The sequence below is a fragment of the Corallococcus sp. BB11-1 genome, assembly GCF_026626625.1.
Classification (GTDB): domain Bacteria; phylum Myxococcota; class Myxococcia; order Myxococcales; family Myxococcaceae; genus Corallococcus; species Corallococcus soli.
Genome location: NZ_JAPNJY010000039.1, coordinates 374769 through 386960, shown reverse-complemented (window position 1 = coordinate 386960; position 12192 = coordinate 374769). Strand labels below are relative to the sequence as shown.

Sequence of the window (12192 nt, the reverse complement as noted above, 5' to 3'; positions counted from 1 at the left end):
ACGCTCCTTTGCGTGCCGCCTCCTTCCCGGGATTCCGGGTGGGGCTCAAGCGAACTCGTGGGGCCGCGTGGGCGGGTGTTGAACCGCAAGCAGCAGGGCCCTGCTCCCGGTCGTACCTCTCATCGGGTTCCCGCAACCGGTCCGCACCTTTGCGTCAGGAGCGGATTCGGTTCGCCTGGAACTGCCACTCCTTGCCCTTCTGTCCGAGTGCCTCACGCGTGGACGCCACATCCCTCAAGGCCTTGAAGGGGGAGGCGTCCGCAAGCTTGATCACGGAGTCCAGGACGGCCGCGGCCATCTGCGCGCTGTTGCCCTGGATGGCGCCGTCGAGTCGCTCGAAGAGCTGGCGGAAGTTCTCCCTGCGTTCGTCGAAGCTGCGGTCGAGATGGCGCATGAGCAGGCTGCTCGCCAGAACCTGTCCGACTGTCCGACTGTCGGACAGGTTCGCGCCATGCACCACCCATCGGGGAGCATCCATCCTCGAAGGAGCAGCGGCCCTTGGTGGCGCTGCTCAGCGAACGCTGCCTCCATTCGCTTGGGTCCGTCCCGGGCTCAGGGACAGATCCGCTCGACCGACTTGATCCGCACCGCTCCGTCGACGTTCGCGTCGTTGGTCTGGTCGCCGATGGCGATGGTTCCGGTCGCCGTGAAGTTGTTTCGAGTGAGCTTCGCGACGCCGTCAACGCTCACCGTCGCCACCTTCGCCGCATCCACCGCGAGTTCGTAGACATGGTACGAGCCGTCGGTCACCGGGAACGCCGCGGACTGCGTGTCGTCCGACCAGCCGAGCGCCGCGCTGTCCAGGTAGATCATCTGCGAGCGATCCATGGAGTTGCCGAACGGCGGGGTGAAGCTCCCCAGGATGGCCGCGCCGCTGTCGAGTGAATTGTGGGTGTTCACGGACTCGACCTGCATCGTCACCTGGAGCTTGAACGGCTTCGTCGCGTCGAGCGCGTTCGCCCGCGTGATGAGCAACTGCCCGCTCGTCCGCCCGCCGTTGTTCGTCGACGTCGCGAGGCGGACGTGGTCCGCGCCGTAGGTGAGCGTGTTCGGCGCCTGCATGACCGGCGTCCAGCCTTGCGCCGCGATGTCGGTGCCGCCGACCAGCAGGGGGACGCTCGCGCGCGGCGTCCACTGGGCCGTCGACGTCGCCGGCACGCACACCTCGCAGGGGTTCTCCGGGTTCGGCGTACCCTCGGCGTGGAACTCACCGCCAATGAAGCACTTCGCGCTGCACGCTCCGGCCGAGCAGACCTGTCCCGCGCTGCACGACGTGCCGTCCGCGCGCGGCGTCCATTGGGTCGCGGACGTCGTCGGCAGGCACTGCTCGCACGCATTCGCCGCGTTCACCGTCCCGTCGGTGACCTGCTGGCCGTCAATCTGACAGACCGCGGTGCACGCGCTGCCCATACAGGCCTCGCCGGTCGCGCAGGCATTGCCGCAACCCCCGCAGTGAGTGGGGTCGCTCTCGGTGTTCACGCAGGCTTCGACGCACAGCGTGAGGCCAGGGTCGCACTTCAACGGCACGGACGCGTCGGGGGGATCGGCGGGAGTGGGAGTGGAGTCGTCGCCGCAAGCGGCCACGAAGGCGATGACGACGATGCAAGAGAGCGCGATGGAGCGAATGGAGATCATGGAACCGGCCACCTTACGCGACCCCGCGCCCGCGCGACGTGTGCCCGGTTGAAAGTGCTCATGGCGGACCACTTCGGGCCGCGACACCGGAGACCGATGCCTCATCCTCCGCGCGTCGCCACCGCCAGGGCCGCCGGGATCGTCTCCCGCATCAGCTCCACGAACTTGCGCAGCCTCGCCGGGTGGAACCGCGCCTGCGGATAGAGCAGATACATGGGCAGGGGCGCGGCCCGCCAGCGCGGCACCAGGTGCAGGAGCCGGCCCCGCGCGAGGTCCTCCTGGAGCACCCACGCGGAGGCCACGCAGACGCCAAGGCCCTTCACCGCGGCGCTGCGGAGGGCGTAGAGGCTGTCCGTGCTCACGCGTGGATGGAAGACGATGGGCTGGACCTCGCCGGTGTCCTCGTGGGTCAGCGCTATCTCCTTGCGATAGAACGTGCGCAAGGACAGCCAGGGCAGCCGCGCCAGCTCGTCGGGATGGGTCGGCGCGGGGGCGCCCGCCAGCACCGACGGCGCGGCCACGACGATGCGCGGCACCTCCGCCACGCGGATGGCCACCACGTTGGGGTCATGCACCTCACCCATGTGGATGGCGCAATCGATGCCGTCCGCGATGAAGTCCACCGCCCGGTCGTGCAACAGCCACTCGACCGAGACCCGCGCGTGGCGATGCAGGTACTCCGTCAACGGCTCCACCAGCAGCTGCTGCCCGAACGCATGGGGCACCACGACGCGCAGCGTGCCCTCCGGTTCGTCGCTCGCGCCGCGCAGGTCGGCCTGGAGCAGCTCCCAGCTGGCCAGCAGCTCCTTCGCCCGCTCATAGCAGCGCGCCCCATCCTCGGTGAGCTTCATCGCGTGGGTGGAGCGCTGAAGCAGCCGCAGCCCCAGTGAACGCTCCAGCGCCTGGAGCCGGCGGCTCACCGTCGGCTGGGTGGTGCCCAGCTGCGCGGCGGCGGACGACAGGCTCCCCGCGTCGACGATGCGGAGGAAGGTCTGCATCAGCTCCAGCCGGTCGGCGGTGGCGGGCGCGGCAGGGAGGGGGAGCCGCTTCTGGGAAGCAGGCGACCGGGCCGGCTTTGAAGGTCTGGGCATGATACGCGCGGCGTATAACCGATGTGCGGAGCACGCTACTACCAGTCTCTCTCCCTCTGGCGCACTGTTGCTTCGACTCGCAGCGCCAGGGAGAACCACATGGCCTTCATTCGCACCGTACATGCAACCGCCGGCAACGGCCCACTGCCCGAGGCGGTCTCCGCCGCCCCGGCGCGTCCGTCCGAGGCCGTCAGCCCCGGCGGCGAGCCCATGTCGAGCGGCCTGCGCCTGCTGCTGGCCTCGGGTGCCGGGCTGTCGGTGGCGTCCATCTATTACAGCCAGCCGATGCTGGGCGTGATGGGGGCCACCATCGGCGCGTCCGACACCGCGGTGGGCTTCGTGCCCACGCTCAACCAGATGGGCTACGCGCTGGGCATCCTGCTGCTGGCGCCCCTGGGGGACCGCTTCGACCGGCGCCGCATCATCCTCATCAAGGCCGCCCTGCTGAGCCTGGCGCTGCTGCTGGGGAGCCTGGCCCCGGGCATCGGCCTGCTGCTGGCGGTGAGCCTGGTCGTCGGCCTGACAGCGACCCTGGCGCAGGACATCGTGCCGGCCGCCGCGACCCTGGCCTTCGAGCACGAGCGGGGCAAGGTGGTCGGCACGGTGATGACCGGCCTGCTGCTCGGCATCCTGTTGTCCCGCGTCATCAGCGGGGTGGTCGCCGAACACTTCGGTTGGCGCGCCATGTACATGGTCGCCGCCGCCAGCGTGGCCCTGGTCGGCGTGGCGGCCTGGCGCGGCCTGCCCCGCTTCCATCCGACCAGCTCGCTCTCGTATGGCGCGCTGCTCGGTTCACTCGCGGGCCTGTGGCGGAAGTACGGCGCCCTGCGCCGGGCGGCGCTGGCGCAGGGGCTGGTGTCGGTGGGCTTCAGCGCGTTCTGGTCCACCCTCGCCGTGATGCTGCATGGCGCTCCCTTCCACCTGGGGAGCGCGGCGGCCGGTGCCTTCGGGCTGGCGGGCGCGGCGGGGGCGCTGGGGGCGCCGGTGGCGGGCCGCATCGCGGATCGCTTCGGCCCGGAGGTGGTCACCCGCCTGGGCGCTGGACTGGCCGCCCTCTCCTTCGCCGCGATGCTCGCGGTGCCGTGGCTGGAGCCGAACGCCCAACTGTGGCTGATTGCCGGCAGCGCGAGCGGCTTCGACCTGGGGGCCCAGATCATGCTCGTGGCGCATCAGACGCTCGTCTTCGGCATCGACCCCGCGGCACGCAGCCGGCTCAACGCGGTGCTGTTCGTCTGCATGTTCATCGGGATGTCGGTCGGCGCGGCGAGCGGCAGCGTCGTGCTGGCCCGGTGGGGCTGGATGGCGGTGACGCTGCTGGCGACCGCCTCCGCGCTGGCGGCCCTGGCGGTGCGCCTGTTCCCGGGGGCGCGCTCGGCCCGCTGAGCCACCACCGCGTGGGACTGTCCTCGCGGTGGCGACCCGGAAGCGGGGCCCCTACAGCGTCCAGCTACTCCAGGCTCGGGACCTGGCTCATCTGGGCCATCATGCCCTGCATCGGGTCCAGCTCCTTCGACACCGGGCTGGCATCCAGCGACACGGGCGCCTTCTCCGGCGATGCCTGGAAGCTGTCGGAGAAGGGCGAGCCGCCCGAAGCGCCCTGGGCTCCCATGGCCCCCTGCACGCCCGAGGCGATGCCCTGCACCAGCTGGGTGAGGCTGCTCAGCACCGAGAGGGCGCCCTCCAGCAGCTTGCCCAGCGACTCCGCCTTGCCCGCGCCACCCGCGTCGAAGCCGTCCAGCTTCAGGGCGTCCATCAGGGGCGAGCCCTTGGTGGCCGCCGTCGCTCCGGACACGGCGGCATCCGCGGAGGCCGGGAGGCCAGGCGCGGCGCGGAGGGCGGGAGACTCCATGACGGGAGAATGGCTGACCGAGGCGGGGCTGCTGCGGAGGGAGGAGACGTTCATGGCGGGGCTCTCTCAGAAGGGAGTGCTGCGTTCAGCGACGGGGACTCCCATAGCAGCGGGCATGCCAACGCCGAGGTCCTGGCAGGGCGCCCACAAGCCGTTGATCTCGTTTGGAATGCCCCTGGCTCCGCCCCCATCCACAGGACTCCGTCTGGTGACTCCCGTCACGGGCTGATGTTCCCAGTCACCAGGAGCGCATCGACGGGCCACGGGTGCGATGACACGATGCCCGCGCCGCCCTGCCTCGTGTTCGGCACCGCTGGCGCCAGGGCCTCCCTGGCCCTGCCTGGAAAGGTCGTGCGAAATGTCGGCGCAGTATGACCAGATTGGCGCGAAGGTCGCGGACTGGGATGTCCTGCCCGTGCGCTCGGAGTACATCGAGGGCCACACCTTCTTCAAAGCGCTCGGCTCCGTGAAGGCGCAGTCCGTCCTGGACCTGGCGTGCGGCGACGGGCTGTACACGCGGCAGCTCAAGGTCTCCTACTGGAGCCAGGCCACGTACGAGCAGGCGCTGCGCGAAGCGGGCCTCCAACGGCTCACCTGGATGCGCCCCGAGTGCTCCGCCGAAGGCATCTCCCGGTATGGCCAGGAGTTCTGGCGGGACTACCTCGACAACCCCCACGCGGTCGCGCTGCGCTGCGAGCGGTGAGCCGGGCCTGGCTGCTCCTGAAAACAATCCCAGACGTCCAGCATGACGCTCTCCACGGGCGACAAGTCCCGGGGGAGGCGGCCAGGGAATGACAGCCGCGGTCCGGGCGTGTTCACCCGGGCAGGGTGGACTCCGGTGAGCTGGCCTTGCCGGGCTGCCCCTTGCTGGCGACGGACGCCAGGTGTTCCAGCAGCGCGGTGCCCAGCTCCTCCGGCGCCTCCAGTTGCGGGAAGTGGCCCACGTCGTCGAACTCGAGCACCTTCGCTCGCGGAAGCTCCTGCTTCCACCGGAGCAGGTGCTGGGGTTTGACCAGCGCGTCGGCCTTGCCCCAGACGAGCAGGGTCGGGAGGTCCGCGAGCCGGCCCAGGGACTGGCCCTGGGCGTCCAGCCACGGCCCCTCGTGCACCGCGGAGCGCGCGAAGCCCCAGGTGCCCATCCGCGAGGCCCTGTCGGGGAACTGGGACAGGAAGGAGCGGTGAAGCTCCCGCGTCAGCTTCACCCGGCGTCCCCAGGACAGCTTCACCATCATCCGCGCGGAGAAGTTCCCGGAGAGGTACAGCCACCGCATCAGCGCGTTGTCGATGTTCGGGGCCTTCAGGTCCCAGAGCCAGCTTTGAATCACCGTGAGGCTGAGCACCTGCTCCGGGGCCGCGAGGGCGAGCGGCAGCGCGATGGGGCCGCCGAAGTCGTGCACCACGAGGTGGAAGCGGCCGAGCCGCAGCTGCTCCAGCCAGGACCGCAGGTTCTCCACGTGCCAGGGCAGGGTGTACATGCGCCAGTCCCCGGGCCGGTCGCTCTGCCCGAAGCCGAGGTGCTCCGGCGCCAGGACGCGGTACGACGGCGTGAGCCGCCGGGCCACCGCGCGCCACTCCTGGGAGGACGACGGCGTTCCATGCACGAGCACCACGGGCGTGCCCGTGCCCTCTTCCCACCAGGCCATCTCACCGCCAGGAACCCGCAGCCGCGTCATGGTGTGCCTGTCTTTCTCTTGCGTGAAGGTGGGGTGGCCGGCCACCGGCTCGCCGCCGCGCGAATCACCGAGGCGATGGGGTAGTCGCCCTCGTGCTGCACGTACTGCTGTGCGATGCCATCCACGGTGGCGAACAGGAGCAGCGCCTCCGTGCGAGGCTCCCGCACGCCGCGCCGCCGGAGCGCCTGCTCCAGCCGCTGGTGGGTCTGCTCCATCAAATGCCCCAGGGAGAGCCCCAGCCGGGCGAGCACCTCCGGCTGGTGCCTCAGCCCGTAGCCCAGCCGCCAGAAGTCCCGGTGCGCGTCGACGAGCGTCACGGCGGATTCGAGCATCACGGTGACGAAGCCCCGGGCGGTGGGCTCCTGGTCGGCGTCATCCAGCGTGCGCGACACGTCGCCCAGTGACGACTGCATCAGCGTGACGAGCACCGCCTCCTTCGATTCGAAGTGCGCGTAGAGCTGCCCCACGGCGATGCCCGCCTCTTGGGCGAGGGCGCGCACGCTGGTCCCGTCGAAGCCGTGCCGGGAGAAGAGCCGGACCGCGGCCTGGAGCACGCGCTCCCGCGTCTTCTCCCGGAGGGCTGAGTTCGCATCCGCCGTACGAGGCATGAGCGGATGTTGAGTGAACGTTCGTTCAATGTAAAGCGTTGAGCTGAATCTGCTGCTGGATCCACGGGATGTAGCTGGAGACCCGGGCGTAGACACCCGGCAGGCCCGGCCTCGCGCAGCCGATGCCAAAGCTCGTGATTCCCTGGAGCGTGTAGCCCTGGGCCCCCTTCACGACCAGGGGCCCTCCACTGTCAGCCTGACACGCGTCCTTCCCTCCTTGCGCGTACCCGGCCCCGAGCATCGCCTGCGAGTCGATGCGGATTCCGTGAGGGGCGTACATGCTCGCCAACTGCCGGGAGCCCACGGTGGGGACCCCCACCTGCCTCAAGATGCTGGACGCCTCGTAGCCCCCCTCCCTGGTCAGGCCCCACCCCGCGACCGTTGTCATCACGTTGTCTGGAACCTGCTCCCCCGGGGTCGGGAGGCAGACAGGGACTGGCGTGGCGCCAGGCGTGAGCTGGGGGGCCAGGTTGGGGCGCATGTTGGGGGATTGTCCGCACCCCCCGGCGATGGAGGGGTTGAACTGGATGGGCCTTTCGAGCACGAGGACGGCGACGTCGTTCATCGTCGTGTCAGGGTCGTAGGCCGGATGTGGGACCGTGCGCTTGACGGGGACGCGGACCTGACCGGCCATGGGCCGCGTCAGGTCATGCGCTCCTGCGACCACCGTGAGGCCGGAAGAGGGGTCCGCGATACAATGGGCCGCCGTGAGGACGAGATGGCTCTCATTGCCGGGGCCCGTCCTGATGATGGAGCCACCACAGAAGTGGCTGCCATGGCTCTGAAGGCTGACAATCCAGGGGTGGCTGCCCGGGCGCGCCTCGACGCCCCCCACGATCTCCTGGCCGACGCTGTCCAGGGCACCGACGCTCTCCAGCTCCGCACCACCACCACAGCCCAGCAGACTCACCGCGACGACAACGCCACGTCCCACGCGCATGGACCTCTCCTGTTCCAACGGGAGAGGCTGTCGTTAGCAAGCCATGCGCCACGTGCGCAGGAGGCGCATCCGGGGGGGCGCCGTGCGCCGCTCCGTGGAGCGGCGGGCGGGCTGACACGTCAAGACACGTCAGGCGGCTCCCGGGACGTGTCAGGGGCCGCCGGTCCGGTTCACGGCCCCCCTGCGTCGGGCGTGGCTACGGCTTCGGGGCGATGGAGACCTTCACGCCCTGACTCCACGTCTTGTGCTCGTCCGCGTAGTACAGGTACGCGCGGCTGGCCGGGCCCGTGTACGTGCCGGGCACCGCGGCCACCAGGGACAGCGGCACGTCGATGCGCTTGTGGGGCTCCATGCCGCGCCAGTACAGGACGACGTCGCGCCCGAGCACTTCGTAGGCATCCACCACCTGCCGCTTCACCAGCTCCTTGAGCTGGTCGTGCCGCACCTCCAGCCCGCCCGGCACGCCGAAGATGGCCACCGCCGTGGGCAGCCGCTGGCCCGTGCGGTTGGTCATCACCACCCGCGCCTCGGTGGGCTCGCCCTCGGTGAGGTCCGTCTTCGCCAGCGCCACCTCCAGCGCCACCTGCGTGTCCTTGGAGCTGTCCGGCACGAGCGCGCTGTAGGTGACCTCCACCGAGTACGGCAGCTCCGCGCCGCCCTCCATCCGCAGCTCCACGCGGCGCTCGCCCGCACCCAGCAGCGCGCTCACGTCGGGCAGCTTGAGGGCCTCCTGGGAGGCGCCGTCGAAGCGCACCGGCTCGCCCACCGGGCGGCCCTCCACGTAGACGCGCACGAGGCCCGGGGTGAGCTTCGACGAGCGCGCCTTGTCGTAGGCGATGATGGCGCGCAGCGCGAGCACCGTGCTCTGCGTCGCCCCGTAGCGGCCACCGTCACTGGACTCCGCGAGGAACTTCATCGCGCGCTCCACGTTCCCCGCGTGGGAGGGCTCGCGCATCCACGCGAGCGCCGCCAGCGCGGTGGTCTCGATGGCCAGCGTCTCCCCCGAGCTGCCCACGATGGACTGCGTCGCGCCGCCCACCACGCCGTCCTTCCCCTGGAGGGAAGCGAGCCGGCCCATCAGCGTCCGGGACTCGGCGGTGTCACCGGCGAGCGCCAGCGCGTTGGCCGCCAGCGCCACCACGTAGCTGTTGGGGCTCTTCGCCGCCGCGGCCTTCAGCGTGGCCACCTCGCGCGACAGCGCCTTCGCCTGGGAGGCCGGCTGGCCCGCGCTCTCCAGCAGCGTCCAGAGGATGTATGCGTTCGACGTGTCCGCGTCCTCCACCCATACGTGCAGCGCGCGGCGCTTGCGGTTGAAGCCGCCCTCTCCGTCCCGCTGCTGGAGGAGCCACTCCCGCGTGCGCTCCATCATCGCGGTGTCCACCTCGCGCACCTGGCGCATGTCCGTGAAGTGCAGCAGGCCGAACGCGGTCAGCGCCTCATGGCCCGGGTTCTGTCCGAACCACTCGTAGCCCTTCTCGGACGTCTCGTAGCCCACCAGCCGCTGGTAGCCCCGCTCCAGCTTCTCCTTCGCGCTCGCCACCAGCTCCGGGTTCACGCCGGTGTGCGTCTGGAAGTACTGCTGCGCCATCGTCATGGGGTACGTCGTGGAGCTGGTCTGCTCGAAGCAACCGGAGGGCTCCTGGATGAGGCGGGCCAGCGACTCGGTCATGTTGGCCAGCGGGCCCGGGTACACGGCGATGGACGTCCGCACGCTGCCGGGCACCACGCTCTGGGGGAGCACCACCCGGTGCGCCGCCGGCCCCTTCGCGGACAGCAGCCCGCCGAAGGACACGCGGCCCGGGAAGCCCCGGGGCTTGATGGACAGCGTGCGGGTGACGACGTCCGTGTACTCGCCGGCGCTCGCCGTGAGCTTCACGTCCACCGGCTTCGCCTCCTGGCCAATCTCCAGCGAGAACAGCTGCCGGGCCCGCGCCTGCGAGGCCAGGTCCTGCGTGCCGCTGCCCGTCACCTTCACGTCCCCCTTCAGCTCCACCTTCACCCCCGCGCCCGAAAGCCGCGCCTCCGTCCCGTTCACCAGCGCCACCGGCAGCCGCACCACGTCTCCCGACGTCACCTCCAGGGGCAGCTTGGGCTCCGCGTAGAACGGCTGCACCGACTCCAGCTCCGCCACCGCCGAGCCGAGCGCGCCGTCCGCGCCCACCGCCCCCGCGAACGCCTTGAACGTCGTGACCGAGTCGCTCATCGCGAAGGACACCCGCGCCTCGCCGGTGCGGGCATCCGTGCGCACCCCGGCGTTCCAGTAGAGCGTCTCCGCGAAGTCGACCCGGTCCCCCGCCTTGCGGTTCGGCCGCGCCGTGTGCGCGAACTCGCGGAAGTAGACCGCCTGTCCCCTGAGGACACGCCGGTCAACGAAGTTCATCTCCCGCTTCGCGCGCCGGGCCTTGTCCATCATCGGCGCTTCTTCCTCCACCTCCTGCAAGCGCTCCTCGGCCACGACCACCGGGGCCGCGGCCGCCGGGCCCATGGGCTCCGGAGCCGGGGGCGCCAGGGCCATGGGGGCCGGAGCCGGAGCGGCGGCCTTGGCAAGGTTGGGGAGCGCACCTCCCACGGCCCCCTTGCCGGCGACCGCGTCGTCCGCGAGCAGCTCTTCCCGCGCCAGCCCAGGCTGCGCGAGCCCATCCTTCATGGCGTTGCCTCGTCCGCCCGCGCGGGTGGACGGCCGGGGCCTCTGGACGGGCTCGCGTGGCCAGCGCACCGCGAGCACGCGCATCGCCGCCTCACCATGCCGGGCGAGGAAGCCCTGCGTGTCGGTCAGCGCGAAGCGCCGCCAGCCCTGCGTCCCCAGCAGCAGGTCCACCGCCAGCTTCGACTTCGGATGCTTCGCGTCCAGGTAGAGCTGGGAGTCGGCCAGCTCCTTCACCTCGGGCTCCAGCAGCACCATGACCGGCAGCTGCGGCGCCTGGTCGCGCTTCTCCTGGAGCTCCAGCACCGCGTCATCCGTGACGGTGAGCATCACCAGCGCGGAGACGGGCTTGCCATCGCGCGTGGTCCGGGCCGTGAGCTGCACCGGGCCGCCGGGGACGTAGCGCTCGCGGTCCGCCTTCAGCTCCACCTTCACCTCCTTGGAGGGCTGGCGGAACACCAGCCGCTCCGCGACGGGTCGCCCGTCGTGGTCCCACACGGTGGCGACGAGCACGCCGTCCGCCTCGCCCGGATCCAGCGTCACCGGCCCGCCCTTGGAGTCCCCGAGCACCGCCGAGGCGACGCGCACCTCGCGCTGGCTCAGCGTCACCGTCGCGCGGCCCACGCCGGACAGGCCCACGGCGAGCTGCACCAGCTTGCCGGCGGGCACCACGTCCTCGCGCACGCGGATGACGGCGCCCCTCGGCTTCACCTCCGGCAGCGGGAAGGTCTTCTGGATGCCCGAAGGCGCGTCGATGCGCAGCGCGTACCGCACCCCCTCCTGCGGGGTCAGCTCGAAGCGGCCACGGCCCTCGTGCTCCGAGCGCACGCGGGCCACCACCTTGCCGGAGCCCACCTCCACCACGCGGCCCACCAGGTCCGCCGGCTTGCGCGCGGGCGTGCGCGCCTCGAAGTAGATGCGCGAGGCGAGTCCCGCCACCAGGTCGCCTCCCTCCGGGTACACGGCCAGGTCCAGCGTCTGGAGGAGGATGGGAATCGTCTTCGCCGCGGACTCCACCACGCCGCCGTCCTCGATGGTGAAGGCCAGCGTGCCCTCACCGCGCTCCATCGCCGCCGGCAGCGGGAAGCGCACCGTGCAGCGCCCCTTGCCGTCCACCGTGCATGGCACCCGAGCCGCGGTGGCGCCGTCGACGAGCGCGGTGGCCGTCACCTTCGCTCCCTCGGGCACGCCGCCCTCCGCGCGCTTCACGTCCAGCGTGGCGGTGACGGTGTCACCCGGCCCGTAGCCGTCCCGGAGGAACTCAATCTGGGACTTGAGCCGGGGGGCCCGGTAGGCGCGCACGTCGAACTTCCGCTCCGCGGGGGCCGCGCCCGTCCACGGATAGGTGACGCGCAGGGTGTACTCGCCGCCGGCCTGCCCGGCCGGAATGGGCCAGGCGTATCCCCAGACCGCGTCCGCCGTGGACACCGTGGTGGTGGTGACGACGTCTCCCCGGGGTCCCCGCACCTCCAACTGCGCCTGGAGCGAGCCCGCATACGGCTTGCGGCTCAGGGCCTCCAGCATCAGCCCCCGCGCCAGCACCTGCTCCCCGGGGCGGTAGAGCGGCTTGTCGGTGGTGACGTGGGTCAGGTACCGGTCCGCCCCGCCCAGGGAGCGGGTGGTGGCCCGGGCCGCGAGGACGCTGGGCGCCAGCAGCACGAGGGGGGCGGTGAATCCCAGGGTCAGGAGCACGTGCAGGGCACGCGGGACGTGGAAGGTCATGACGGCCTTCAACGGGCGGGCGGGCCGGAA

General features: G+C 71.1%; 10 protein-coding genes. 2 read left to right on the top strand and 8 right to left on the bottom strand.

Annotated features, from left to right (window positions below; all coding sequences use genetic code 11):
• Positions 1-154 precede the first annotated feature (154 nt).
• The 3 genes from OV207_RS34040 to OV207_RS34030 all read right to left on the bottom strand — a co-directional run bounded on the left by OV207_RS34040 (position 155) and on the right by OV207_RS34030 (position 2633).
• Positions 155-394 (bottom strand): hypothetical protein, encoded by a 240-nt coding sequence (locus tag OV207_RS34040; RefSeq protein ID WP_267559274.1) that lies wholly within the window; start codon positions 392-394, stop codon positions 155-157.
• A 158-nt stretch (positions 395-552) separates the two neighbouring features.
• Positions 553-1635 carry a hypothetical protein gene (locus OV207_RS34035; RefSeq protein ID WP_267559273.1) on the bottom strand — a complete coding sequence of 361 codons (1083 nt, stop codon included), beginning with the start codon at positions 1633-1635 and terminating at the stop codon, positions 553-555.
• A 101-nt stretch (positions 1636-1736) separates the two neighbouring features.
• Positions 1737-2633 (bottom strand): LysR family transcriptional regulator, encoded by an 897-nt coding sequence (locus tag OV207_RS34030; protein WP_267559272.1) that lies wholly within the window; start codon positions 2631-2633, stop codon positions 1737-1739.
• A 192-nt stretch (positions 2634-2825) separates the two neighbouring features.
• Between OV207_RS34030 and OV207_RS34025 the strand changes: the two genes are divergently transcribed.
• Positions 2826-4109 carry an MFS transporter gene (locus tag OV207_RS34025; protein ID WP_267559271.1) on the top strand — a complete coding sequence of 428 codons (1284 nt, stop codon included), beginning with the start codon at positions 2826-2828 and terminating at the stop codon, positions 4107-4109.
• A 64-nt stretch (positions 4110-4173) separates the two neighbouring features.
• Here the strand turns inward: OV207_RS34025 and OV207_RS34020 are convergent, their stop codons facing one another.
• Positions 4174-4518, bottom strand: coding sequence for a hypothetical protein (locus tag OV207_RS34020; RefSeq protein WP_267559269.1), 345 nt, complete (start codon positions 4516-4518; stop codon positions 4174-4176).
• 415 nt (positions 4519-4933) lie between these two features.
• On the opposite strand from OV207_RS34020, the gene OV207_RS34015 reads away from it, so the two are divergent.
• Complete coding sequence (locus tag OV207_RS34015) at positions 4934-5278, top strand: hypothetical protein (RefSeq protein WP_267559268.1); 345 nt, start codon at positions 4934-4936, stop codon at positions 5276-5278.
• A 112-nt stretch (positions 5279-5390) separates the two neighbouring features.
• Here OV207_RS34015 and OV207_RS34010 read toward each other — a convergent pair whose 3' ends face one another.
• From OV207_RS34010 to OV207_RS33995, 4 genes are all read right to left on the bottom strand, one after another.
• Positions 5391-6248, bottom strand: coding sequence for an alpha/beta fold hydrolase (locus tag OV207_RS34010; RefSeq protein ID WP_267559267.1), 858 nt, complete (start codon positions 6246-6248; stop codon positions 5391-5393).
• Positions 6245-6856: a TetR/AcrR family transcriptional regulator gene (locus OV207_RS34005; protein ID WP_267559266.1), complete on the bottom strand. Its 612-nt coding sequence runs from the start codon at positions 6854-6856 to the stop codon at positions 6245-6247. The genes OV207_RS34010 and OV207_RS34005 overlap by 4 nt, the downstream gene beginning before the upstream one ends.
• A 25-nt stretch (positions 6857-6881) precedes the next feature.
• The gene (locus OV207_RS34000; RefSeq protein ID WP_267559265.1) at positions 6882-7796 is read right to left on the bottom strand and encodes a serine protease; all 915 of its coding nucleotides are present in this window, start codon (positions 7794-7796) and stop codon (positions 6882-6884) included.
• A gap of 196 nt (positions 7797-7992) precedes the next feature.
• Positions 7993-12162, bottom strand: a complete 4170-nt coding sequence (locus OV207_RS33995) for an MG2 domain-containing protein (protein ID WP_267559264.1) — start codon at positions 12160-12162, stop codon at positions 7993-7995.
• Between the last annotated feature and the right edge of the window lie 30 nt (positions 12163-12192).